The sequence below is a fragment of the Nonomuraea sp. B12E4 genome (assembly GCF_039871825.1).
Classification (GTDB): domain Bacteria; phylum Actinomycetota; class Actinomycetes; order Streptosporangiales; family Streptosporangiaceae; genus Nonomuraea.
Genome location: NZ_JBDPME010000022.1, coordinates 73,245 through 96,203, shown reverse-complemented (window position 1 = coordinate 96,203; position 22,959 = coordinate 73,245). Strand labels below are relative to the sequence as shown.

23 protein-coding genes and 2 riboswitches are annotated in these 22,959 nt (G+C 69.7%); of the genes, 7 read left to right on the top strand and 16 right to left on the bottom strand.

Features of this window, described 5'->3' with window-relative positions; translation table 11 throughout:
- Positions 1-10 precede the first annotated feature (10 nt).
- Positions 11-580: an amino-acid N-acetyltransferase gene (locus ABGB18_RS36100; RefSeq protein ID WP_347700150.1), complete on the bottom strand. Its 570-nt coding sequence runs from the start codon at positions 578-580 to the stop codon at positions 11-13.
- A 275-nt stretch (positions 581-855) separates the two neighbouring features.
- Positions 856-999, top strand: a riboswitch (cyclic di-AMP (ydaO/yuaA leader).
- 117 nt (positions 1,000-1,116) lie between these two features.
- On the opposite strand from ABGB18_RS36100, the gene ABGB18_RS36095 reads away from it, so the two are divergent.
- A complete protein-coding gene (locus ABGB18_RS36095) occupies positions 1,117-2,073 on the top strand; it encodes a C40 family peptidase (protein ID WP_347700149.1) in 957 nt (318 codons plus the stop codon).
- Positions 2,074-2,098: 25 nt separating this feature from the next.
- Here ABGB18_RS36095 and ABGB18_RS36090 read toward each other — a convergent pair whose 3' ends face one another.
- Positions 2,099-2,311, bottom strand: coding sequence for a LuxR C-terminal-related transcriptional regulator (locus ABGB18_RS36090; protein WP_043615366.1), 213 nt, complete (start codon positions 2,309-2,311; stop codon positions 2,099-2,101).
- A gap of 277 nt (positions 2,312-2,588) precedes the next feature.
- Between ABGB18_RS36090 and ABGB18_RS36085 the strand changes: the two genes are divergently transcribed.
- On the top strand, positions 2,589-3,692 hold the full coding sequence (locus ABGB18_RS36085) for a cytochrome P450 (protein ID WP_347700148.1): 1,104 nt from the start codon (positions 2,589-2,591) through the stop codon (positions 3,690-3,692).
- Positions 3,693-3,798: 106 nt separating this feature from the next.
- On the opposite strand, the gene lysX is transcribed toward ABGB18_RS36085, so the two are convergent.
- Positions 3,799-5,280: a bifunctional lysylphosphatidylglycerol synthetase/lysine--tRNA ligase LysX gene (gene lysX / locus ABGB18_RS36080; RefSeq protein ID WP_347700147.1), complete on the bottom strand. Its 1,482-nt coding sequence runs from the start codon at positions 5,278-5,280 to the stop codon at positions 3,799-3,801.
- A gap of 147 nt (positions 5,281-5,427) precedes the next feature.
- Here lysX and ABGB18_RS36075 point away from each other — a divergent pair, with 147 nt between their 5' ends.
- Positions 5,428-5,907: a hypothetical protein gene (locus ABGB18_RS36075; protein ID WP_347700146.1), complete on the top strand. Its 480-nt coding sequence runs from the start codon at positions 5,428-5,430 to the stop codon at positions 5,905-5,907.
- A 163-nt stretch (positions 5,908-6,070) separates the two neighbouring features.
- On the opposite strand, the gene ABGB18_RS36070 is transcribed toward ABGB18_RS36075, so the two are convergent.
- The 5 genes from ABGB18_RS36070 to ABGB18_RS36050 form a co-directional block, all read right to left on the bottom strand.
- The gene (locus ABGB18_RS36070; protein WP_347700145.1) at positions 6,071-6,853 is read right to left on the bottom strand and encodes a type III pantothenate kinase; all 783 of its coding nucleotides are present in this window, start codon (positions 6,851-6,853) and stop codon (positions 6,071-6,073) included.
- 3 nt (positions 6,854-6,856) lie between these two features.
- Positions 6,857-9,385 carry an L-aspartate oxidase gene (locus ABGB18_RS36065; RefSeq protein WP_347700144.1) on the bottom strand — a complete coding sequence of 843 codons (2,529 nt, stop codon included), beginning with the start codon at positions 9,383-9,385 and terminating at the stop codon, positions 6,857-6,859.
- A 324-nt stretch (positions 9,386-9,709) separates the two neighbouring features.
- The gene (gene panC / locus ABGB18_RS36060) at positions 9,710-10,549 is read right to left on the bottom strand and encodes a pantoate--beta-alanine ligase (RefSeq protein WP_347700143.1); all 840 of its coding nucleotides are present in this window, start codon (positions 10,547-10,549) and stop codon (positions 9,710-9,712) included.
- An 82-nt stretch (positions 10,550-10,631) separates the two neighbouring features.
- On the bottom strand, positions 10,632-11,522 hold the full coding sequence (locus tag ABGB18_RS36055) for a DUF2520 domain-containing protein (protein WP_347700142.1): 891 nt from the start codon (positions 11,520-11,522) through the stop codon (positions 10,632-10,634).
- A gap of 413 nt (positions 11,523-11,935) precedes the next feature.
- Positions 11,936-12,166, bottom strand: a complete 231-nt coding sequence (locus ABGB18_RS36050; protein WP_347700141.1) for a chaplin — start codon at positions 12,164-12,166, stop codon at positions 11,936-11,938.
- Positions 12,167-12,358: 192 nt separating this feature from the next.
- Between ABGB18_RS36050 and ABGB18_RS36045 the strand changes: the two genes are divergently transcribed.
- Entirely contained in the window at positions 12,359-13,321 is a 963-nt protein-coding gene (locus tag ABGB18_RS36045; RefSeq protein WP_347700140.1) for an SAM-dependent methyltransferase, read from the top strand.
- 134 nt (positions 13,322-13,455) lie between these two features.
- On the opposite strand, the gene ABGB18_RS36040 is transcribed toward ABGB18_RS36045, so the two are convergent.
- A complete protein-coding gene (locus ABGB18_RS36040) occupies positions 13,456-14,649 on the bottom strand; it encodes a cytochrome P450 (RefSeq protein ID WP_347700139.1) in 1,194 nt (397 codons plus the stop codon).
- Positions 14,649-15,413: a TerC family protein gene (locus ABGB18_RS36035; RefSeq protein WP_347700138.1), complete on the bottom strand. Its 765-nt coding sequence runs from the start codon at positions 15,411-15,413 to the stop codon at positions 14,649-14,651. Before ABGB18_RS36035 ends, ABGB18_RS36040 begins: the two co-directional genes overlap by 1 nt.
- 111 nt (positions 15,414-15,524) lie before the next feature.
- A riboswitch (SAM riboswitch) is annotated at positions 15,525-15,640 on the top strand.
- 86 nt (positions 15,641-15,726) lie between these two features.
- Between ABGB18_RS36035 and ABGB18_RS36030 the strand changes: the two genes are divergently transcribed.
- On the top strand, positions 15,727-16,983 hold the full coding sequence (locus tag ABGB18_RS36030) for an aminotransferase class V-fold PLP-dependent enzyme (RefSeq protein ID WP_347700205.1): 1,257 nt from the start codon (positions 15,727-15,729) through the stop codon (positions 16,981-16,983).
- Between the two features lie 70 nt (positions 16,984-17,053).
- Here ABGB18_RS36030 and ABGB18_RS36025 read toward each other — a convergent pair whose 3' ends face one another.
- Positions 17,054-17,701 (bottom strand): DoxX family protein, encoded by a 648-nt coding sequence (locus tag ABGB18_RS36025; protein ID WP_347700137.1) that lies wholly within the window; start codon positions 17,699-17,701, stop codon positions 17,054-17,056.
- 122 nt (positions 17,702-17,823) lie between these two features.
- Between ABGB18_RS36025 and ABGB18_RS36020 the strand changes: the two genes are divergently transcribed.
- Entirely contained in the window at positions 17,824-18,969 is a 1,146-nt protein-coding gene (locus ABGB18_RS36020) for an NADH-quinone oxidoreductase subunit D (protein ID WP_347700136.1), read from the top strand.
- Positions 18,966-20,084: an acyltransferase gene (locus tag ABGB18_RS36015; protein WP_347700135.1), complete on the top strand. Its 1,119-nt coding sequence runs from the start codon at positions 18,966-18,968 to the stop codon at positions 20,082-20,084. Before ABGB18_RS36020 ends, ABGB18_RS36015 begins: the two co-directional genes overlap by 4 nt.
- 156 nt (positions 20,085-20,240) lie before the next feature.
- On the opposite strand, the gene ABGB18_RS36010 is transcribed toward ABGB18_RS36015, so the two are convergent.
- The 5 genes from ABGB18_RS36010 to folP all read right to left on the bottom strand — a co-directional run bounded on the left by ABGB18_RS36010 (position 20,241) and on the right by folP (position 22,916).
- Positions 20,241-20,705 carry a DUF3180 domain-containing protein gene (locus ABGB18_RS36010; RefSeq protein WP_347700134.1) on the bottom strand — a complete coding sequence of 155 codons (465 nt, stop codon included), beginning with the start codon at positions 20,703-20,705 and terminating at the stop codon, positions 20,241-20,243.
- The gene (gene folK / locus ABGB18_RS36005) at positions 20,702-21,205 is read right to left on the bottom strand and encodes a 2-amino-4-hydroxy-6-hydroxymethyldihydropteridine diphosphokinase (RefSeq protein WP_347700133.1); all 504 of its coding nucleotides are present in this window, start codon (positions 21,203-21,205) and stop codon (positions 20,702-20,704) included. Before folK ends, ABGB18_RS36010 begins: the two co-directional genes overlap by 4 nt.
- A 103-nt stretch (positions 21,206-21,308) precedes the next feature.
- On the bottom strand, positions 21,309-21,701 hold the full coding sequence (gene folB / locus ABGB18_RS36000) for a dihydroneopterin aldolase (RefSeq protein WP_347700132.1): 393 nt from the start codon (positions 21,699-21,701) through the stop codon (positions 21,309-21,311).
- Positions 21,664-22,113, bottom strand: a complete 450-nt coding sequence (locus ABGB18_RS35995) for a nuclear transport factor 2 family protein (protein ID WP_347700131.1) — start codon at positions 22,111-22,113, stop codon at positions 21,664-21,666. Before ABGB18_RS35995 ends, folB begins: the two co-directional genes overlap by 38 nt.
- Positions 22,110-22,916 (bottom strand): dihydropteroate synthase, encoded by an 807-nt coding sequence (gene folP / locus ABGB18_RS35990; protein WP_347700204.1) that lies wholly within the window; start codon positions 22,914-22,916, stop codon positions 22,110-22,112. The genes ABGB18_RS35995 and folP overlap by 4 nt, the downstream gene beginning before the upstream one ends.
- Positions 22,917-22,959: the final 43 nt, after the last annotated feature.

Here is a 22,959-nt window from a genome sequence, read left to right as displayed (position 1 = left end):
GTATCAACAATCACCTTTCCATGCGGTCAAGGTCCGCGTCACCCGATGTCAGATGGAGCAGCATGCGGGTGTTGCCGAGGGTGTTCGGCTTGACGTGTTCCAGGTCGAGGAACTCCGCCACACCCTCGTCGTACGAGGCCAGCAGTTCGGCGTAGACCTCGGGAGAGACCGGGGTGCCCTGGATCGGGCGGAAACCGTGCCGGGCGAAGAAGTCGACCTCAAAAGTCAGACAGAATACACGCCGCAGTCCCAGATCCTTCGCTTGCTGTATAAGCGCCGAGACGATACGGCGGCCGACGCCCAGACCTCGGCACTCGGGAGCCACAGCCACCGTACGGACCTCGGCGAGGTCCTCCCAGAGCACGTGGAGCGCGCCACAGCCGACGACCTTCCCGTCCCGCTCGGCCACCCAGAACTCCTGCACGTCCTCGTACAGCGTCACCGTGGCCTTCTCCAGGAGCCGCGGGCCCGCGCCCGCGTAGGTGTCCACCAGACGCCGGACCGTGTGTACGTCGGGCGTGCGGGCACGCCGGACCACCACCGCGGTCTCGGACGCTGTCAGTTCGGCCACCTGCTCCATGGCTCTCCAGGGTACAGATGTCATTACGGCTCAGCCCTAACTCCCATGTCTCGGCCCATCCTGTTACATCACGTGGCCGAACGAGCACGCCTCACCCTCGGATCAGCGCTCGGCCCAAGCGCGGGCAAAGAGGACATAAGGTCGGTTCTGCACGGGTGCCCACGAGATCACCTTGTGACCCTTCAGTTGTGAAACCTCTACGTACTTGGCAGTTCTGGTTGAGCACGAACCCGGAGTGCATTAGTGTCCAGCGACAATGTTCCCCGCGTGTCGCGCGCGGGGACACGCTCAATCCCCCGCGAGGGGAGCCGGGGAACCGCCGGTGGCGCGAGCCACCACCTGGGGTGAATCCGAGTCTCGGTAGGGCTGCTCCGGCCCGAACCCGTCAGCTAACCCGGTAGGCGTCGATGGAAGGAGCTTGGTTGGTGAAGCGCACGCTCGGCCGTGGGGGGAAGTCGGCGGGCAGACACGCCCGCCCTCCGGAACGCGCTCGGCGAGAGCGCCGCCTCGACCGTCCCAGATGGGGCCGTCTAGGTGTGGTAAGCGTCACAATCGCCGCGCTGCTGTTCGCCATCCCGGTCGGTTCCGCGTCCGCGGACCCCAAGCCCTCCCTCAAGGAGCTCGCCGACCAGGTCGAGAAGATGCACACCGAGATCGAGACGCTGAGCGAGCAGTACAACGGCCAGCGGGAGAAGCTCAAGGCCGCGAAGAAGTCCTCCGAGGTCGCACAGCGCACGCTGGCGACCAGCGAAGCCGATCTCGCCACCAAGCGCGCCAAGGCCGTCCTGCTCGCCCAGAACTCGTACATGACGGGCGGCCTGGCCAACCCGCTGGCGCTCATGACCTCCGGCGACCCCGAGAACTTCCTCGACCGGGCCGCCACCACGTACGCGCTCGAACAGCAGCAGGGCGAGGAGGTCAACCAGGTCACCAGGGCCATGGACGCCGCCGAACGCGCCCGAGCCGCCGCCAAGAAGCACATCGACGAGGTCCAGAAGCTCGTCTCCGAGCTGGAGTCCAGGCGGGACAAGATCACCAAGCTGGTCGCCAGGGTCGAGAGCAACCTCTACAGCCGCGCCCTGGGCGAGGCGGGCCGGCCGGGCACCCGCGCGACGCGCGTCAACCTGCCGGTCATCGGCGACGGCAAGGCCGCGCAGGCCGCGCGGTGGGCACTCACCCAGCAGCTCAAGCCGTACGTCTGGGGCGCCGAGGGCCCCGGCTCCTACGACTGCTCGGGCCTGGTGATGGCGGCCTACCAGCGGGTGGGCATCTCACTCCCGCACTACACCGGCAGCCAGTGGACCGCGGGCAGGCACATCTCGCGCTCCGAGCTACGCGCCGGCGACCTGGTGTTCTTCTACAACGACCTGCACCACGTGGGCATCTATCTGGGCGGCGGCATGATGGTGCACGCCCCTCAGACAGGCGACGTCGTGCGGATCGCGTCGCTGGCCAACCGGCCGTTCGCCGGCGCGGTACGCGTCGCCGACTAGTCCGCGCCGGCCGGAACGCGCGCCGTCAGATGAGCTGGCGGCGCGCCGCCCACGCCACGGCCTCGATCGCGGTGGCCACGCCGATGCGGTCGCAGATCCCTCGCAACCGCCGGCGTACTGTGCGCCCGCTGATATCCAGACGTCTGCCCACCCGATCCACCGTGACTCCCTTGGCCAGCTCCGCGAGCAGCGCCAAATCAGCATGGCTTAGCTCAACACCTTCAGTGAGCACATCCATCGGGAGCCCTCCCCCCCAACAGCAGAACTCGGACCTCGCAGATAGGCCAAAGCCGCTCCTCGCAGACGGTAAACGCATCCTGGAAAGGTCGTCAAGCACGATAATTCACGCCCTTGACGATTGCTATTGACATGATCCGATATATGTGACGTACTCGCCATATGTCGACGGCGCCACCATCACAATGAGTGATTCCACTGTGCCTACGGGCGCACCGGATCCGCCATCGATGGGCCCGGCCGACGTCCTGGGTTTTGATCCATTCGATCCGGATTTTGTGCGCGATCCATATGCCTGTTATCGCGAGCTGAGCGAGCGCGGCGCGATCTTCCACACCCGGGCGGGGCTGCTCGTCGCCACCACCCACGAGTTGTGCGCGACCCTGCTCCGCGACCCGCGCTTCGGCCGCGGCTCCGACCCGCTGGACGGCAACGGCGCAGGTGAGCCGGTGGACTCGTTCCTCCGGCTGGACCCGCCGGACCACACCAGGCTGCGCGCTCTGGTCAGCGGAGCCTTCACCCCGCGCATGATCGAACGACTCCGGCCGCGCATCGAGTCGATCACCGCGGAGCTGATCGTCGCACTGCCGGAAGAGGCGGACATCGTTTCCGGTCTCGCCTACCCGCTGCCCGTCATGGTGATCACAGAGCTGCTCGGGGTTCCGCCGGAAGATCACGTACGATTCCGTAATTGGAGCGATACACTCGCCCGCGGCCTTGACCCCATGCTTACAAGTGACCTGCAATCGGAAACCGGGCGGGCCAGAAGAGAATTTCATGACTACTTCCGCGGCCTTGTCGCCTTCAGGCGCGGGCACCCCGGGGAGGACCTCGTTAGCGCCCTGACACGGGTCGAGGACCTGACCGAGCCCGAGTTGCTGGCCACCTGCGTGCTGCTGCTCGTGGCCGGGCACGAGACCACCGTCAACCTCATCGGCAACGGCGTGCTCCACCTGGCCCGCCACGGCCTGCTGCGGCACGCCGCCGAGCGGCCCAGGCAGGTGGTCGAGGAGGTGCTCAGGTATGACCCGCCGGTCCAGCTCACCATCAGGAACGCCCTGAGGGACGCGGACCTGGGCGGCGTGCCGGTGCCCCGGGGCACGCCCGTGCTCGCCCTGATAGGGGCGGCCAATCGCGACCCGGCGGTCTTCCCCGGTCCCGATCGCTTCGACGTGACCCGCGAACCCGGCCGGCACCTCGCCTTCGGCCTCGGCATCCACTTCTGCCTGGGGGCGACGCTGGCCAGGATGGAAGGCGAGATCGCGCTGTCCGCCCTGGCCGCGGCGGCGCCCCGGCTGGAGCTGTCGGATCCGGCGCCGCCGTACAAGGAGAATCTCGTGCTGCGCGGGCTGGCGAAGCTGCCCGTGAAGCTCGGCCGCTAGCGGGCGCGCGGCGTCGCCGCCTGCCGGGCGACGGCACCACACGCCTGCCGGGCGACGGCACCACACGCCTGCCGGGCGACGGCACCACACGCCTGCCGGGTGGCTCTCACTGAGTGGGCTTGACCAGGGGGAACAGGATGGTCTCGCGGATGTTCTTGCCGGTGAAGGCCATGATCATCCGGTCGATCCCGGCGCCCATGCCGCCCAGCGGGGGCATCGCGTATTCCAGTGACTGCAGGAAGTCCTCGTCGACCTGCATGGCCTCCGGGTCGCCCCCGGCGGCCAGCAGGGACTGCTCGACCAGGCGGCGGCGCTGCTCGATCGGGTCGTTGAGCTCAGAGTAGCCGGTGCCCAGCTCGGTGCCGAAGCCGATGAGGTCCCACTTCTCGGTCACCAGCGGGTCCTCGCGGTGGTGGCGGGCCAGCGGCGAGGTCTCCAGCGGATAGTCCATGACGAACGTGGGCTGGATGATCGTGTGCTCGACCAGGGCCTCGAACAGCTCCTGCACGAGCTTGCCGGGGCCCCACTTCGGGTCCCAGGCGACCTCGCGCCGGTCGGCGATCTTCCGCAGCTCCTCAAGGGTGGTCGAGGTGGTGATGTGCTCGCCGACCGCCTCCGAAACCGCGTTGTGAAGCGTGATGCGCGGGTATCTGGCGATGCCGAGATCGATCTCCACGCCGTCGTGCACGACCACCGAGGTGCCCAGCGCGGCCATGACCGCCTTCTGGTACATCTGCTGGGTCAGGTCCGCGATGCCGTTGTAGTCGAGGTAGGTGCCGTAGGCCTCGACCATGGTGAACTCGGGGTTGTGCGTGGAGTCCGCGCCCTCGTTGCGGAAGTTGCGGTTGATCTCGAAGACCTTCTCGATGCCGCCGACCACGAGCCGCTTGAGGTAGAGCTCGATCGCGATGCGAAGGTAGAGCTCCATGTCGTAGGCGTTGATGTGGGTCTTGAAGGGCCTGGCCGAGGCGCCGCCGTGGATCGGCTGCAGCATCGGCGTCTCGACCTCGAGAAAGCCCTCCTCGTGCCAGAAGTCGCGCACCGCGCGCACGGTGGCGCTGCGGACGCGGGCCATCTTCCTGGCCTCGTCGTTGACGATGAGGTCGACGTAGCGCTGCCGCACCCGCGCCTCGGGGTCGGTGAGGCCGACGTGCTTCTCCGGCAGCGGGCGCAGGCACTTGGAGGTGATCTGCCAGCTGTCGGCCAGGATCGACAGCTCACCGCGCCGCGAGGTGATGACCTCGCCGATCACGCCGACGTGGTCGCCCAGGTCGACGTCGTGCTTCCACGAGGCCAGCGACTCCTCGCCCACCTTGTCGAGCGAGATCATGACCTGTAGGTCGGCGCCGCCGTCGCGCAGCGTGGCGAAGCAGAGCTTGCCGCCCACGCGGTTGAGCATGACCCGCCCCGCCACGCCGACCTTGTCGCCGGTCGCGGTGTCGGGCTCCAGGCCCTGGTATTTCTCCCTGACCTCGGCGTTGGTCACCGTGCGTGGGAAGGTCACCGGGTAAGGGTCGATGCCTTCGCTGCGAAGGCGATCGAGCTTTTCCCTCCGGATGCGCATCTGCTCGGGAAGTTCGTCGCTCACAACATCAAAGGGTAGGGGATATGGCGAACTGCAAGGTCTCGTCGCCCTGCTGAAGGGGCCCTGCAAGAGACCTCCCTTATCAATATCTCACGAGCTCAGGGGGGAGCCGGTAGGGAGCCGGCCCAAGGGGAGCTCTGGGAGAGAAAGATGTTCAAGAAGATCGCGACCGGTTTACTGGCCATCACCGCGACCAGCGCCGTGGCGCTGTCGCTCCCGGCCGCGGCCAGCGCCAGCACGTCCGACTACGACGACTACTCGGACTACTGGGGCCCCGTCTACTCCAAGCACTACCTGGCCAAGGCCCAGGGCATCGTCGGCGTCGACTGGGACCACGACGGCGAGTCCAACGAGGTCCGCGTCAAGGGCAAGCTCTACGACCTGGACAAGCGCACCTACAACAAGGGCGGCAAGTGCGCGTTCGTGAAGTTCGAGGCCAGCGACTTCGACCACGACTGGTCGCCGGTCTACTTCAAGAAGTACTGCGGCTTCCCCGGCTTCAAGGCGTTCAGCTTCAAGGAGCACGACGTCCAGAGCCTGCGCGTGAGGGTGTGCCAGATCGGCCAGCACAGCAACTACCCGCAGAAGTGCGGGCACTGGCAGTACCTCTACACCGCCGAGAGCGAGTGACCCCGATTTTCCGCAAGCGGCCCTTCAGCCGAGAGGAGGGCCGCTTGTTCTGTGTCCGCTTGTTCTGTGTCCGCTTTGCCTGGGGTCCGCTTGCCTGGGGTCCGCTTGCCTGGGGTCCGCTTGCCTGGGGTCCGCTTGCCTGAGTGCGCTTACCCGGGGTCTGTCATGCGGTGTTCCGGTGGAAGACCAAGCGGAGTCCGATGAGCGTCAGCCACGGCTCGTGTACGTCGATCGAGCGCGACTCGCCCACCACCAGCCCCGCGTGCCCGCCGGTGGCAACGACGGTCACCTCGTCGGGATCGTCGGCCAGTTCGGCGGCCATCCGCTCGACGATCCCGTCCACCTGGCCCGCGAAGCCGTAGATGATGCCGGCCTGCAGGGCCTCCACGGTGTTCTTGGCGATCACCGAGCGCGGCCTGACCAGCTCCACCTTGTGCAGTTGCGCCCCGGCCGCGGCCAGCGCGTCGACCGAGATCTCGATGCCGGGGGCGGTGACCGCGCCCACGTATTCGCCCTTGGAGGACACCGCGTCGAACGACGTCGCGGTGCCGAAGTCGACGATGACGCAGGGGCCGCCGTACTGGTCGATGGCAGCGAGCGCGTTCACGATGCGGTCGCTGCCGACCTCCTTGGGGTTGTCCATGCGCACCGGAACGCCCGTGCGGATGCCCGGCTCCACGATCACCGCGTTGACGTCGCCGTAGTAGCGGCGGCACATCTCGCGCATCTCGTTGAGCACGCTCGGCACGGTGGAGCAGATGGCGATGCCGTCGATGTCGGTGCCCTTGAGCAGCGGCGACTGGGCCAGCAGCCCCTGCAGGACGACCGCGATCTCGTCGGCGGTGCGGCGGGCGTCCGTGGCCAGCCGCCAGTGCTCGATGACGTCCTCGCCCTCGAACAGCCCCAGCACCGTGTGGGTGTTGCCGACGTCGATCGTGAGCAGCATCAATTACCCCCGTAGATCCAGTGCGATGTCCAGGGCCGGCGCCGAGTGCGTTAGCGCTCCCACCGCAAGGTAGTCAACGCCAGTTTCGGCCACACCACGGGCCGATTCCAAGGTCAATCCCCCGCTCGCCTCAAGAGCAATCCTGTTTTTCGCCCCGTTTTTTACGATTTGTACGGCGCGCACGGTGTCCTCCACCGTGAAGTTGTCCAGCAGCACCTCCCCGGCTCCCTGGTCGAGCACGACCTCCAACTGGTCCAGCCGGTCGATCTCCACCTCGATCGGCAGCTCGGGGTATTTCGCCCGGACCGCCGCGAACGCCTCCGCCACGCCCCCGGCCGCCACCACGTGGTTGTCCTTGATCAGCGCGGCGTCCGACAGCGACATCCGGTGGTTGACGCCGCCGCCGCAGCGCACCGCGTATTTCTCCAGCGCCCGCAGCCCCGGCGTCGTCTTGCGGGTCTCGCGGATCCGCGCCGCCGTACCACTGACCGCCTCCACCCACCGGCCGGTCAGCGTGGCCACCCCGGACAGGTGCGTGAGCAGGTTGAGCGCGGTGCGCTCGGCCGTCAGCAGCCCCCGGGTGGGCCCCTCGACGGTCATCAGCACGTCACCCGCCCTGACCCGCTCGCCGTCCTTGACCCGCCGCTCGGTACGCCCGGCACCCAGCCGGACGAACACCGCCTCCGCCACCGCCAGCCCCGCCACGATGCCGTCCTTGCGCGCCACCACGTCCCCCACGGAGTGCTGGCCGGCCGGGACGGTGGCCAGGCTGGTCACGTCGCCCGCCTCCCCCAGGTCCTCGGCCAGCGCCCGGTCGATCAGCGCGTCCACCTCGGCCGGGTCCAGCCCGGCGGCGACGAGCTCCTGCGCCACCCGCGATGGCATCGTGTCCCCGTGCGGCGTGTACGTCATGTGCAGACCCTCCTCGGTCAGGGTCACGTCCAGGTGGCCCAGCCAGTCGTTGTCGTCACGCGAGTCATGGTCCTCGCGCCAGTGTGAGCCACGCGTCTCCAGCCGGGCCGCAGCCGCGCCGGTGAGCACGGTGGCGACGGTGAGCAGGTTCGTGGCCTCCCAGGATTCGGTGCAGGCGGGCACCCGTACCGGCGTCCACCGCGCGTCGCGCAGTGCCTTGGCCGTGGCCCGCAGTGACTCGCGGGAGCGCAGCACGCTCGCCCCGGTGCTCATGTGGGCCTGGATCCTCGTCCTGCCCCGCGGGTCCACCAGCCCCGCGGCGCCGTCGCCGGCCGGGACCGGCAGGCCCGGCGACGGCTTGGCCCGATGGATGTCCTCGGCGATGCGCTCGGCGAAGACGAGCCCTTCGAGCAGGGAGTTGGAGGCGAGCCGGTTCGCGCCGTGCACGCCGGTGCAGGCGACCTCGCCGCAGGCGTACAGGCCCTCGACCGAGGTACGGCCACGCAGGTCGGTACGCACCCCGCCGCTGGCGTAGTGGGCGGCGGGCGCCACCGGGATCGGCTCGGTGGCCGGGTCGATGCCGTGCTCGCGGCAGATCGCGTAGATCGTCGGGAACCGGGTCGCCCACTTCTCCCGGCCGAGGTGACGGCCGTCGAGATGGACGTGGTCGCGGCCGGTCTCCCGCATCGAACGCATGATCGCCTTGGCCACCACGTCGCGCGGCGCCAGGTCGGCCAGCTCGTGCGCGTCGCGCATGAACGCGCGGCCCTCGTGGTCGACCAGGAAGGCGCCCTCGCCCCTGACCGCCTCCGAGATGAGCGGCTGCTGGCCGGTCGAGTCCGCGCCGAGCCAGAGCACGGTCGGGTGGAACTGGACGAACTCGATGTCACGCACCACGGCCCCGGCCCGCAGCGCGAGCGCCACGCCGTCGCCGGTGGAGACGGCGGGGTTGGTGGTGGCGGCGTAGACCTGGCCCATGCCGCCGCTGGCCAGCACCACCGACCTGGCGCGCACGGCGCCCACTCCGTCACGCGCGCCCTCGCCCATGACGTGCAGAGTCACGCCCGCGGCCCGGCCCTCGGCGTCCTTGAGCAGGTCGAGGACCAGCGCGTGCTCGATCACCTCGATCGACGTCGCGCGTACCGCCTCGGCCAGCGCCCGCTGCACCTCGGCCCCGGTGGCGTCGCCGCCCGCGTGCACGATCCTGCGCCGCCGGTGCCCGCCCTCCCTGGTGAGCTGGAGCTCGCCGGCGGGGGTGCGGTCGAAGCGAGCGCCGCGCCTCATGAGCCGCCGCACCGCGTCCGGCCCCTCGGTCACCAGCGTGCGTACGGCCTGCGAGTCGCACAGTCCCACCCCGGCCAGCAACGTGTCGTTCAGGTGCTCCTCCCGCGTGTCCCCCGGACCGAGCACGGCGGCGATGCCGCCCTGGGCCCATCGCGTGGAGCCGGAGGACAGCACGTCCTTGGTGACGACGAGGATCTTGGCCGCCGGGTCCAGCTCGGCGTGGTGCAGGGCCACCGTCAGGCCCGCCACGCCCGAGCCCACGACGACCACGTCCGATTCGACGGTCCAGCCGGGCGCGGGCGCGGTCAGACGCAGGGGAATCGCTGGTGCACTCATCGGGGGTCTCCTCACTGAGACTATTTCGTCAGTATGACGATAACGTCCCCTGTCCCCGGAACACGCCCCGGGGGCCCAGTTGCTCTCGACCCTCCTCATGAACACCTCGTACTCGGTGAACGGCCCCAGCCCGACGGCCGCGCGCCGCTCGCCGTGGAGGTCGGGCTCCCCGAGCGTCATCGGCTCCAGACCGCCATCGTCGTGGCGGAACACCCGCTGGACCTCGACCTCCGAAGGGGGTGGACCGGCGGCCAGACCGCCTGGCCGCGCCCACCTCCATCCGCCGGAGCGGCTCATCACGCAGCTCCCCGACGGTGATCCGCCTCAGCCGGGATTCAAGGTCAGGAAGACGTTGTCGATCAGCCGGGTGGCGCCGGTCCTGGCCGCCACCGCGAGCACGGCGGGGCCCGCGTGCGACTCGTTCACCTCGGCGAACGTCTCCGGGTCCACCAGCACCAGATAGTCCACGCCGAGCCGCGGACCGGCCGCGTCGAGCTCCGCCCGGGCCGCCGCGAGGATCTCCGAGGCGGTGAACGCGGCCGCGCCCGCGCGCAGCGCCCGGGACAGCGCCAGCGCCACCCGCCGGTCGTCCGCGGACAGGTAGCGGTTGCGGCTGGACAGCGCCAGGCCGTCGGGTTCGCGTACGGTCGGCGCGCCCACGATCTCGATCGGCAGGTCGAGATCGGCGACCATGCGGCGGATCAGGGCGAGCTGCTGGGCGTCCTTCTGGCCGAAGACCGCCACGTCGGGCCTGACCAGGTTGAACAGTTTGAGCACGACCGTGAGCACGCCGTCGAAGTGGCCCGGCCGGGCGGCGCCCTCGACGATCGTGCCCATGTGGCCGGCGGAGACGCTCACCTGACGGTCGGGGCTGTACATGTCCTCGACGGCCGGGCAGAACACGACATCGACGCCCTCGGCACGGCACACGTTCAAATCGTCGTCAAAAGTACGGGGATAGCGCGAAAAATCCTCGCTTGGGCCGAATTGCAGGGGATTCACGAAGATGCTGACCACGACCTGACCAGCGCGCACGCGGGCCTCCCTGATCAGGGACCGGTGGCCCTCGTGCAGCGCGCCCATGGTCGGCACCAGGGCCACCACCGCGTCACCACGGCGTGCCTTGACCAGGTCCCCCCGGCTCCTGGCGACGATCGGCTCCATAAACGCCCTCCGAAAGCGATGATCAGGGTCCGGAACATCGCTCTCGAACGCGACGGGTCCATATTGCCCTGGAACGCGGTGATCAGGTCCATATATTGCCCCCGAGCGCGTCGAGCAGCCGCTCGGCCTCCTCCGGTTTGAGCAGCCCGGCGGCCAGGGCCCGGTCGGCGGTGAGCCTGGCCAGCGCGATGTAGGCGTCGGCCGCCTCCGGAGCCGCCAGGATCAGCGCGTCCACGTGTTTGCGGACGGTGCCGGCGTCACCGCGCACGACGGGGCCGGTGAGACCGGCGATGCCCAGCCGCAGCACGTTGTCCAGCGCCGCCCCGAGCAGCGGGCCCAGCATCCGGCCGGGATATTCGACCCCGATGCGCCGCAGCAGGTCGGAGGACTCGGCGATCAGCGTGACCATGTGGTTGGCCGCCCCGGCCAGCGCCGCGTGGTAGAGCGCGCGGTCGGCGTCGGCGATCCAGACCGGCTCACCGCCCATCTCGATCACCAGGGCCTCGGCGATGGGCCGCAACATCTCGGGCGCGGTCACGCCGTAGGAGATGCCGGTGAGTTTGTTGAGGTCGTCGTCCCGGCCCGTGAACGTCATCACCGGATGCAGGGCCAGCGGCAGCGCGCCGGCTTCGGTCGCCGGGTCGAGCACGGACAGCCCGTAGGCCCCGCTGGTGTGCACCAGCAGCTTGCCCTGGAGGTCGGCCCCCGTGGTGACCAGCCCGTTGACGAGGTCGGGCAACGTGTCGTCCGGCACCGTGAGCAGGATGAGCTGGGCTGCCCCGACCACCTCGTCGGGGCGGGTCGGGGTGACGCCGAGCCGGTCCGCGGCCCAGCGCTGCGAGCGGTCGGAGACGCCGCTCGCGGCCACGACCTGGTGCCCTGCCTGCGCCAGCGCGGCGCCGAGGGCTGAGCCGACCTTGCCCGGCCCGAGCACGCCGACAGTCAGCCGTGCCGGGCGATCCCCTGCGTCCATGACGTCACACCTCTGTCGACCTGATGGCACTGCCGACCAGCGTAACGGCCGCCCAGGAGTGCGGAAGGTGCGGCGCGGTCAGCGGCACACCGGCGTGACCGCTGTTTTGCCTGGCGTTGAGTTACCGACAAATGCGACAAGGGCATACGAATTGTGCACCCCCTGTCGAAAGAGATGAGGAGAGAGGGTCATCGCATAGCTGCGGGCGCCGAGCCCTTCGCCAAGACCCGACGCCCGCGCCCGATGCGACCTCTTTGGAGGTGCGACTAGGCCGGCCATCCGCCGATTGGCCGGCCATCCGAGCCCGGCCCGCCTGTGCGGGGCCGGGCTCGGCCGCGTCACAGCGCCGTCGCCCGGCAGACACCCAGTGCCGTCGCCCGGCAGACGGCTTTCCGTCGTCGCCCGGCGGATGCTCAGTGGTGGCTGGGCGCGAACGCCCCCGCGCCGCCCTTGCAGCCCGCGACGGCCACGCCGATGACGGCGATCGCGTTGCCGCAGACGTTGATCGGGGCCGTGATCGGAAGATGCAGCTGGTTACCGGAGATGACGCCGCCGTTGCCGCTGGTGATGTCGGCGTGGGCAGCCGGCGCGGCCAGGGACAGCATCGCGATGGACCCGGCGATGACCACGAGCTTCTTCAGCACGAGGGCTTCCTTTCATTCAGCGGCCAGTGGCCGCAGGGTGCTCGATCGGGTGAGTGACCGGCTCCGTCAGCTGGATGTTGGCGCAACGCAATCACTCGATGACAATGGGTAAACGGTATCGCAAGTCAGCGACTACGAGTAGCCGTCCCGTGGCTGTGCGTACTACCCATATCTCGTGAGATAGTCCAGGACATGTGGCTGACCTGGCGCGTCGCAACGGAGCGGGCGCTGTACGGAGAGGCTGGTTTCTACCTCCGCGAGCGCCCCTCGGGCCACTTCCGCACCTCGGTCAACGCCTCGGCGGCGTTCGCCGACGCGATGGTGGCGCTGCTGGAGGAGGTGGACGCCGAGCTCGGCGGCCCTGACGTGCTCGACTTCGTCGACATCGGCGCGGGTGAGGGCCTGCTGGTCACCCAGGTGCTGGCCGCCGCCGAGCCCACGCTGCGCGACCGGCTGCGCGTCACGGCCGTCGACCTGTCCCCCAGACCGGAGGGGCTGCCGGAGCGGATCGCCTGGCGCGTCAACGTGCCCGCGGGCATCACCGGGCTGGCCATCGCAAACGAATGGCTCGACAACGTGCCGCTCGACGTGGTGGAGCAGACGGCCGACGGGCCCCGGCTGATCATGGTCAACGCACACACGGGCGAGGAGCGCCTCGGCGGCCCGCCCCGGCCCGCCGACCGCGCCTGGCTCGACCGGTGGTGGCCGCTGTCCCGGGTGGGCTCGCGGGCGGAGATAGGCTGGCCCCGCGACGAGGCCTGGGCCTCGGTCCTGGTACGCCTCACCAGGGGCCGGGCGATCGCCGTGGATTATGCACACCCTGTGGATAACCGTCCACCCTGCGGCACGCTGACCGGTTACCGGGACGGCGCGGTCGTGGCCCCCGTACCCGACGGGACCTGCGACATCACGGCTCATGTGGCGCTGGACGCGTGCGCGGAGGCGGGTCGGCGGGCCGGTGCGATATCCACAACCTTGTCCACACAGCGCGACGCGCTGCGCGGGCTGGGGATCGCCGGCGCGCGCCCGCCCATCGACCTCGCCCGCACCGATCCGCGCGCCTATCTGCGGGCGCTGGCCAGGGCCTCGGAGGAGGGCGAGCTGATCGATCCGGCGGGGTTCGGCGGCTTCGGCTGGCTCACCCAGAGACGCTGAGCCCCGCACGCGATGAGCCCCGCACGCGATGAGCTCCCCACGCCGTGAGCTCCCCGCGTGGGGAGCTCCGCACGCGGTGAGCTTCCGGCGGCCCGTCCGCGGGACCTCCTGGACGGGAAGTCCCGGGCGGGCGTTCAGGGGGTGGCGGTCACGTCCAGGGAGCGCAGGCCGCGGATGACGTAGCCAGGCTTCCAGTCGGGCCTCTGCCGCAGTTCGAGCACGGCTGCGCGGTCCAGGAGCGCGCCGAACGACTCGATGAGCTCGATGCGGGCCAGCGGCGCGCCCAGGCAGAAGTGGATCCCCGCACCGAAGGAAATGTGCGGATTGTCGGCGCGCCCCACGTCGAGCCGGTCCGGGTCCTCGAACACCGCCGGATCCCGGTTGGCCGAGCCGAACAGCAGCGCCACCTCCGAGCCGCGCGGGATCTCCACGCCGTGCACCTCGATGTCCTCCAGCACCCAGCGCTCGAACATCTGCAGCGGCGTGTCCCAGCGCATCAGCTCCTCGACCGCCGTGGGCAGCAGCGAGCGGTCCGCGCGCAGGCGGGCGAGCTCGTCGGGGTTCCTGAACAGCGCCCACCAGCCGTTGCCCGTCACGTTCACGGTGGCCTCGTGGCCGGCGTTCAGCAGGAGCACGCACGTGCCGACCAGCTCGTCGTCGGTGAGCTCGGTGATCCCGGCCAGCGCGCTGATCAGGTCGTCGCCCGGGTTTCGCCGGCGGTCATGGGCCAGGGAGCGCAGATAGCCGGCGAACTCCGACGCCGCGCGTACCGCGGTGTGCTGGGCCGTGGGGGTGGGGTTGAGCTCGTACATGCCGCAGATGTCGGCCGACCAGGGGCGCAGCAGGTGGCGGTCCTGGCCGGGGATGCCGAGCATCTCCGCGATCACCGTCACCGGGAGCGGCTCGGCGACCTCCGCGATCAGGTCGCCGCCGCCCTTCTCCACGAACGCCTCCACCAGATCCCCGGCGACGGCGCGCACACGGGGGCGCAGGGATTCGACCATGCGCGGCGTGAACGCCTTGGAGACCAGCCGGCGCAGCCTGGTGTGCACCGGCGGCTCGACGTCCAGCATGCCCGCCCTGATCACTCGCCAGAAGGGCTCCTGGAACTCCGGCTCCGGCGGCCGGCCGAACTCCTCGTGGGTTGCCACGTGCAGGTAGGACCGGCCCAGGCGGCGGTCCCGGAGCAGGGAGTTCACGTCGGCGTGCCGGGAGACGAGCCACTGGCCCGTCGGCTCGAAGTAGCTGACGGGCGCCTGGCGTCTCAGCTCGTCATAGACCCGGTACGGATGGGCCACGAATTCCGGGTCCCAGGGATCGAAAAGCACTAGTTCATATTAGGAGCGGCCCCTTCTTCCGGAGCGTCCTTCTCGACCGGCTTGGCGTGCCTGCCGCGCATCCGGATGTTCAGCAGCTCCACGACGACCGAGAACGCCATCGCGAAATAGATGTAGCCCTTGGGGATGTGCTGGTCGAAGCCCTCGGCGACGAGCACCATGCCGATCAGCACCAGGAACGCCAGGGCCAGCATCTTGACGCTCGGGTGCTTGTCCACGAACCTGCTGATCGGCCCGGAGGCGAACAACATCACCAGCACCGCCACCACGACCGCCGCGATCATCACGCCGAGCTCGTCCACCATGCCGACGGCGGTGATGACCGAGTCGAGCGAGAACACGATGTCGAGCAGCATGATCTGCACGATCACGGAGGTGAAGGAGACGCCGGCGCCCTTCCTGCCGTCCTTGTCGTGCGGGGCGTCCATGCTGTGACTGATCTCCGTGACGCTCTTGGCCAGCAGGAACAGGCCGCCGAGCAGCAGGATCAGGTCTCGCCCCGAGATGTCCTGGCCTAAGACGGTGAACAGCGGCGCGGTCAGGCGTACCACCCAGGTCAGTCCGAGCAGCAGGATCAGGCGGCTGATGAGGGCCGCGGCGAGGCCCAGCACGCGAGCCCTGTCCCGCTGTTCGGGCGGGAGTTTCCCCGCCAGGATGGAGATGAAGATGATGTTGTCGATCCCGAGAACGATCTCCAGGGCGACGAGGGTGAAGAAGCCGATCCAGATCTGGGGGTCGGCCACCCAGTCCAACATCCGCGCACCTCCATGGCTCGTGATGGGTTTCCCGGTAGCAACGAGCAGACGGCCGCATAAGTTCGCGGGCTTGCGATAAACGGCCGGTTGTCGGTTATAGTGCGTTTCGTAGGTCATGAGTGCCAGCGACAAGCCCCGGCTAGCTGGCCGGCAACCCTCGCGTCCGCGGCGGGGTGCCCCGGGTGAAGACCTGGTCCGCCACGGGGTGTGGCGGGCAAGCGCGGGCTCCGGGGCTGCTCCAGGGGTCCGATGACCCCCGAGGAGATATGCCGTGCCCACGCTGACGATCTTCGATTCCGCCCCGGCCGAGACCCTGACGCAGGCCCCCACCTCCGCCGACCGCCCGCTCCCCGCGGTGCTGGGCGCCGACCTGGAGGTGCCGGTCAAGGGCGGGAGGCTGGTCGGCTACGCCAACCTGGACTACGCCGCCAGCGCCCCCTGTCTGGAGCCGGTGAACGCCGCCGTCGCCGCCGCGCTCCCGGCCTACTCCAGCGTGCACCGCGGTGCGGGCTACGCCTCCCAGCTCACCACCGCCAGGTACGAGCAGGCGCGCCACACGGTCAGGGCGTTCGTCGGCGCCCGGCCGGAGGACGCCGTGATCTTCACCCGCAACACCACCGACGCCACGAACCTACTGGCCCGCTGCCTGCCCGCGGGCACGACCGCCGTGGTGTTCGACACCGAGCATCACGCCTCGTTGCTGCCCTGGCAGCGGTCCGTACGGCTGGCGCCGCCCGTCCTGCCCGGCTCGGCCGTACGCGCCGCCGACGAGGCGCTGGCCGGGATCGACGGGCCCAAGCTGCTCGTGGTGACCGCCGCCTCCAACGTCACCGGCGAGCTGTGGCCCATCGCCGCCCTGGCCCACATCGCACACCGGCACGGGGCCCGGATCCTGGTGGACGCGGCGCAGCTCGTACCGCATCGGCGGCTCAACCTGACGGCGCTCGACCTGGACTACGTGGTCTTCTCCGGGCACAAGCTGTACGCGCCCTTCGGCACCGGGGCGCTGATCGGCCGGCGCGACTGGCTGGCCGACGGGGAGCCGTACCTGAAGGGCGGCGGCGCGGTGCGCTCGGTGGGGGACGCCGCCGGGGGCGAGGTGGACTGGCACGACGATCCGGAGCCGCGGCACGAGGCGGGCACCCCGAACGTGCTGGGCGCCATCGCGCTGGCCGCCGCCTGCGACGCGCTCAGCGCCACCGGCTGGACCGCGCTGGTGCGCGAGGAGGAGCGGCTGATCGAGCGGCTGCGGGCCGGGCTGGCCGGCATCGAGGGGGTACGCGAGCTGTCGCTGTGGGGGGAGGACCACCCGCGCGTGGGCATCGTGTCGTTCACCTTGGCCGGCCGCTCCGCCCGCGAGGTGGCCGAGATCCTCTCCAGCGAGTACGGCATCGGCGTGCGTGACGGGAAGTTCTGCGCGCATCCGTTCGTCCGGCACCTGCTGGACACCACCACCGGGGGCTGTGAGGACGGCACGGCCTCGGCGATACGCGCCTCGATCGGCCTCGGTACCACGCAGGAGCACGTGGACCGGTTGATCGAGGCCCTGCGGGACCTGGCCGCGCGCTGACGGTTCGGCGCGATCGAGGCGCCGGGCGTCAACGGTTCGGCCCGGTCGAGGCGCCGGAGCCGGCCGGGCGTCAGCGGTTCGGCGGCTTGCGGTGCTCCGGCGGCTCGTCGGCGATCAGGGCGTCGATGTCGCGCATGTCCTGGTCGTTGAGCCTGCGGGAGCCCGGCGTGGCCGGCTGCCTGGGCACGCGGGGCGGCTCCGCGGGCTCCGTGGCGGCGGGCGTCGTCGGACCGCCGGTCTGGGTGGGTTCGACCTGGCGGACCGGAGCGTGGGCGGCGAGTTCCTCCTCGGCGACGCGCCGCTCCGCCCGCCGGCGGAAGATCGCGTTGAACAGCCCGTCGAGCCCCAGCCGGCCCCCGCCCAGGGCCAGGAACAGCAGGCTGAGCGCGCCGAGCGCGCCCGGGAGCTCCCACCCGTTCTCGGCGGTCAGCACCCGGTCGGCCTGGTGCACGAAGGTGATCGCGGCGAGCATGCCGATGAGCAGCAGCAACGCCACCGGGCGTACCAGCAGGCCGAGGATCAGCAGGAGGCCGCCGATGGTCTCGATGACGGTGGTGTACCCGGCTGCGAGTTCGGGCGCCGGGACACCCATCTCCCTGAACTGCATGGCCGTGGCGCCGAAGCCGCCCCGCCACTTCTGCCAGCCGTGGGCCACGAAGATCACGCCGGTCCCCACTCTCGCGATCAATGCGACGGCATCGAAAAGAACTCTCTTCATGGCGTTTTCTCCCCCCGTTACCGATATTCCTCCCCATGTCCAGCTTCAGGATGCGTTGCCGTACTATCTCTTGACCCTCCCCCACGCTGGATCATCAACCGGGACGGTGGCAGCATTGCCGTATGACGGAACGTGTGGTCGGGATCGGCGCGGGCGCGAAAGAGCTGGCCACCGAGGACATGATCCTCAACATCGGCCCCCAGCACCCCTCCACGCACGGCGTGCTCAGGCTCCGGCTGACGCTCGACGGCGAGCGCATCGCCACCGCCGAGCCGATCGTCGGCTACATGCACCGGGGCGCTGAAAAGCTGTTCGAGGTCCGCGACTACCGGCAGATCATCATGCTGGCCAACCGGCACGACTGGCTGTCGGGCTTCGCCAACGAGCTGGGCGTGGTGCTGGCCGCCGAACGCCTGCTCGGCATGGAGCCGCCGGTCAGGGCCGTGTGGGCGCGTACGCTGCTGGCCGAGCTCAACCGGGCGCTCAACCACCTGATGTTCCTCGGCTCCTACCCGCTGGAACTGGGCGCGATGACGCCGCTGTTCTACTCGTTCAACGAGCGGGAGCGCATCCAGGCCGTCATGGAGGAGATCTCCGGCGGGCGCATGCACTACATGTTCAACCGGGTCGGCGGGCTCAAGGAGGATCTGCCGCTGGGCTGGCTCGACCGGGTGTCCGAGACGATCACCGAGACCCGGCGCCGGGTGCCCGACATCGAGAATCTCATCCTGCACAACGAGATCTTCGTCGCGCGTACCAAGGGGGTCGGCGTCCTCTCCCGCGAGCAGATCATGCAGTACGGCGTCAGCGGCCCCATCGCCCGCGCCTCGGGCGTCGATCTCGACCTGCGCCGCGACGACCCGTATCTGGCCTACCCCGAGCTGCCGGTGAAGGTCGTCACCCGCGACGCGGGCGACTGCCACTCCCGGTTCGAGGTGCTGCTCGACCAGCTCAAGGTCTCGCTCGACCTGGCCGACGCCTGCGTCGACCGGCTGCGTTCCCTTCCGCCCGGGCCGATCAACCAGCGGTTGCCCAAGGTGCTCAAGGTGCCGGAGGGGCACACGTACGCGTGGACGGAGAACCCGCTCGGCATCAACGGCTACTACCTCGTCTCCAAGGGCGACAAGACGCCGTGGCGGCTCAAGCTGCGCTCCGCCTCCTACAACAACGTCCAGGTGCTACGCGAGATGCTGCCCGGGCACCTGGTCGCCGACATGGTGGCCATTCTCGGCTCCATGTTCTTCGTCGTGGGTGACATCGACAAGTGAGCACCGACCCTCCGATCGAGCGTGACAAGTACGTCGACTGGCTGCGCGCGCTGAGCCTGATCGTGGTGGTCCTGTGGCACTGGGCCTTCACCATCCTGCAGTGGAAGCCGCACGGCCCCGAACCCACCAGCCCGCTGGGCTTCACCTCCGGGCTGTGGATCCTCACCTGGCTGCTGCAGGTGCTGCCGCTGTTCTTCTACGTCGGCGGGCACGTGCACCTGCTGTCCTGGAACCGGGCCAAGGCGCGGGGCGTCGGCATCGGCTCGTTCGTCCTGCGGCGCATCCGGGCGCTGGCGTTACCGGCCCTCTTCCTGTGCGGGGTCTGGATCGCCATCGGGGCGGTGGTCACGCTCACGTTCGGGGTGGACTGGATGTGGCGGGTGGTGCTGCTGGTGCTCAGCCCGCTGTGGTTTCTCGGCGTCTATCTGGTGCTGATCGCCATGCTGCCGGTGGCGCTCTGGCTGCACCAGCGCTACGACGTGCTGACGCTGATCTGGCTCGGCGGCGCGTCCCTGGTGGTGGACGTGATCCGCTTCCGCTACGGGATCGACTGGGCCGGCTGGCTCAACATGATCCTCATCTGGGGCCTGGCCCACCAGGCGGGGCTCTTCTACGACCGGGTCGTCCTGCTGCCCAGGCGTTATGACATCGCCCTGCTGTGGACGGGGCTGTTCGCCCTGTTCGGCCTGGTCTACTCGGGCATCTACCCCGGCTCGATGGTGGGCGTGCCCGGCGACAAGTGGTCGAACATGGCGCCGCCGACGTTCGTGATCGTGGCCCTGCTGCTGTTCCAGATCGGCCTGGTGGAGGTGCTGCGGCCGGCCATGGAACGGGTCCTGGAACGGCCGGGCTGGCGCCGGGTCAACGACTTCATCAACCGGTACGCGCTGTCGCTGTTCCTGTTCCACACGACGGGGATGGCCATCTCGCTGGGGCTGTCGTGGTGGCTGTTCGGCACCTTGGGCGACCAGATCCCGCCGGACCTGAAGTGGTGGCTGGAACGGCCCCTCGCCATCATCGGCCCGCTGATCTGCACCACCCCGGTCATCTACCTCTTCAGCCGCCGCCGCACCCCTGTTGAACACACCCGCGACAAACGTTCAACACCCAGATAACCCCGAAGACGAGCGCATCATTCAGGCCGCCGTGCAGGAGGGCGAGCGGACAAGCGACGTGATCCGTCGTGCACTGCGCCTTCCCGACCGGGAGGTCCGGCTCAGGCAGGCCCGGGCCGATGCCGAGAGATCGGCCGACGATCACGCCGTCATGCGTTACTTGGGCTTGTGACCGTTCGGCTCCTCCGGGCCCTTCGGGATGCGGCAGGAGTGCTCCAGGTAGAGGGCGGCGCAGATGAGCACGACGCACGACACGAAGGAGCCCACGGCGATGAAGAACTCGCCGCGCGGCGTCTGCCGGTCGAACAACTGCACCGTGATGAGCCCGAACCCGGCGAACACCCCGCCGAAGAACGCCCCCGCGTACGCCGACGCCTTCGCCAGCGCCGCCAGCCGGGCCACCGCCAGCGGCTCCACCGGCTTGGTGCCCGGCTTCCTGGCGATCCTGGCCCGGGTCGCCCAGGCGCTGTAGCCCTCGCCCAGGGCCAGCAGCAGGATCGTGGGAATCGCGGTCCACGGCATGATCGGCAGCTCGGAGTAGAACGGCCTGATCGCCGCCCACGCGATCAGGGCGACGACGATGATGATGCCGACCAGATGGCCCGGATGCGTCGGCCTCAATCGGGCCCCTGCAGCTTCAGGTCCGCGCGCAGGCGTACGCCCTGGACGTCGAGGCCCGCCAGCAGGTCGGCCACCCGGCCGCGGCCGGGCACCTCGCCCTCGGGATCGGCCTTCGACCACGGCACGAGCACGAACGCGCGCTCGTGCGCGCGGGGATGCGGCAGCGTCAGGTCGGGGTCGTCGCAGACCGTGTCGCCCACCACGATCAGGTCGATGTCGAGCGTGCGCGGCCCCCAGCGCTCCACGCGGACCCGCCCGAAGGCGTTCTCGACGCTCTGCGCCCGCTCCAGGAGCGTACGAGGCGCCAGGGTGGTCTCGGCGACGACGACCGCGTTGAGGAAGGGCTGCTGCCCCTCGGGGCCTCCGACGGGATCGGTCTCGTAGACCGGGGACACCCGGACGAAATCCAGCCCTGGGGCGTCGAACAGGGAGTCCAGCGCATCCTGCAGGGTCTGGAACCGGGGACCGAGGTTGCTGCCGAGCGCGAGGACGACCTTCATGCGCGGCTCCGCTCGATGGTCACGATCATGTTGTTCTTCATACGCGACTTCACGCGATCCGTCACGCTTTGTGCCGCCGCCCGGCAGGCGCTCACACCAGCCCTCATGCGCGACTCCGCTCGATCGTGACGATCACGTCGTCGAAGGGCAGCGGGATCGGCGCCGCCGGCTTGTGCACGCTCACCTCGACCTTGTGCACCAGCTCACCGGCCAGGCAGACGTCGGCCAGGCGTTGCGCGAGCGTCTCGATCAGCTCGACCGGCTCACCCGCCACGACCGCCACCAGTGCCTCGGCCAGCTCACCGTAGTCGACGGTCTTCGCGAGATCGTCGCCGGCCGCCGCCGGCGCGGTGTCGAGGAACAGCGTCGCGTCGACCACGAACTCCTGCCCGAGCTCCCGCTCGGCAGGCAGCACACCGTGCCTCCCCCGGGCCCGCAGGCCCCTGAGAGCGATGCGATCAGCGCTCAAGCTCGCCGTCCTCCTCGTCGTCGTCATCGTCGCTCTGGAGCACTGGCGAGCCGTGGTGCATCCACAGCCGCCAGCCCTGCGAGGTGCGGATGTAGACGTTGCTGGCCACCACCTTGCCGGCGGCGAAGCTGGCCTCGCCCTCCTCACCGGCGGTCAGGATGTTCTCCACGCAGGTGAGCACGGCCACGTCACCCAGCACAGTGGTGCTGACGTCGGTCAGCACGAACTGGATGTAGGTGGTGTTCGCCATGATCAGGGCCCACGACCGCAGCACCTCTGACCGGCCGGTCAGCAGGGTCCAGCCCGGGTGCACGCAGCTCACCTGATCGTCGGCGGTGTCCTCGGCCCAGATCTCGGTCATCTTGTCGAGGTTGGCGGTCTCGATCGCGGTGTAGAACTCCTGGTTCACCGTCTCGATCGCGGCTGTGTCGACGCTCATGTGTTGGCTCCGGCTCTCTTCCATGCGGCCGCCACGCGCACGGCATCGGCATTGGGACCTACCTCGTGCACGCGAACACACCAGGCGCCCGCCTCCGCGGCCAGTGCGGTCACGGCCAGCGTGGCATCGTCGCTGCGGCTGAACGGCCGGGGTGTGCCGTCGGGATCGGCCAGCAGCCGCCCGAGAAACCGCTTGCGCGACGCTCCGATCAGCAGGGGGAAACCCAGCTCGGCCAGCTTCGGGATGCCGGCCAGCAGGGTCCAGTTGTGCTCGGCGTTCTTCGCGAAGCCGAGGCCGGGGTCGAGCACGATCTGCTCCTCCGTCACGCCCTCGGCCAAGACCAGATCGACCCTCTTGCTCAGCTCCTCGCGCACCTCGGTGACCACGTCGGCGTAGACCGCGCGGCTGTACATGTCATGGCTGTGTCCGCGCCAGTGCATCACCACGTAGGGCACGCCGGTCGCGGCGACCACACGGGGCATGTCGGGGTCGGCCAGGCCGCCGCTGACGTCGTTGACGAGCTTGGCGCCCGCCTCGACAGCCGCCTCGGCGACCTCGGCCCGCATCGTGTCGACGCTGACCGTCACTCCTTCCGCGTCCAGCGCTCTGATCACCGGGACGACCCGGGCCAGCTCCTCCTCCAGCGGCACCCTGGCCGCGCCGGGACGGGTGGACTCGCCGCCCACGTCGACCAGGTCGGCGCCCTCCTGGACCAGCTTGAGGCCGTGCTGGACGGCGGTCGTCTCGTCGAACCACAGGCCGCCGTCCGAGAAGGAGTCAGGCGTCACATTGACCACACCCATGACGAGGCACCGCTGCGTGCCTCCCGGCACGTTGATGGGCACG

Coding starts and splice junctions, on each gene's coding strand:
- ABGB18_RS36100 (WP_347700150.1), bottom strand. CDS start 580: ATGGAGCAGGTGGCCGAACTGACAGCGTCCGAGACCGCGGTGGTGGTC.
- ABGB18_RS36090 (WP_043615366.1), bottom strand. CDS start 2,311: ATGGATGTGCTCACTGAAGGTGTTGAGCTAAGCCATGCTGATTTGGCG.
- ABGB18_RS36075 (WP_347700146.1), top strand. CDS start 5,428: ATGTTCAAGAAGATCGCGACCGGTTTACTGGCCATCACCGCGACCAGC.
- ABGB18_RS36070 (WP_347700145.1), bottom strand. CDS start 6,853: ATGCTGCTCACGATCGACGTCGGCAACACCCACACGGTGCTGGGGCTG.
- ABGB18_RS36065 (WP_347700144.1), bottom strand. CDS start 9,385: ATGAGTGCACCAGCGATTCCCCTGCGTCTGACCGCGCCCGCGCCCGGC.
- panC (WP_347700143.1), bottom strand. CDS start 10,549: ATGGAGCCGATCGTCGCCAGGAGCCGGGGGGACCTGGTCAAGGCACGC.
- ABGB18_RS36055 (WP_347700142.1), bottom strand. CDS start 11,522: ATGGACGCAGGGGATCGCCCGGCACGGCTGACTGTCGGCGTGCTCGGG.
- ABGB18_RS36045 (WP_347700140.1), top strand. CDS start 12,359: ATGTGGCTGACCTGGCGCGTCGCAACGGAGCGGGCGCTGTACGGAGAG.
- ABGB18_RS36035 (WP_347700138.1), bottom strand. CDS start 15,413: ATGTTGGACTGGGTGGCCGACCCCCAGATCTGGATCGGCTTCTTCACC.
- ABGB18_RS36025 (WP_347700137.1), bottom strand. CDS start 17,701: ATGAAGAGAGTTCTTTTCGATGCCGTCGCATTGATCGCGAGAGTGGGG.
- ABGB18_RS36020 (WP_347700136.1), top strand. CDS start 17,824: ATGACGGAACGTGTGGTCGGGATCGGCGCGGGCGCGAAAGAGCTGGCC.
- folK (WP_347700133.1), bottom strand. CDS start 21,205: ATGAAGGTCGTCCTCGCGCTCGGCAGCAACCTCGGTCCCCGGTTCCAG.
- folB (WP_347700132.1), bottom strand. CDS start 21,701: ATGACGACGACGAGGAGGACGGCGAGCTTGAGCGCTGATCGCATCGCT.
- ABGB18_RS35995 (WP_347700131.1), bottom strand. CDS start 22,113: ATGAGCGTCGACACAGCCGCGATCGAGACGGTGAACCAGGAGTTCTAC.
- folP (WP_347700204.1), bottom strand. CDS start 22,916: ATGGGTGTGGTCAATGTGACGCCTGACTCCTTCTCGGACGGCGGCCTG.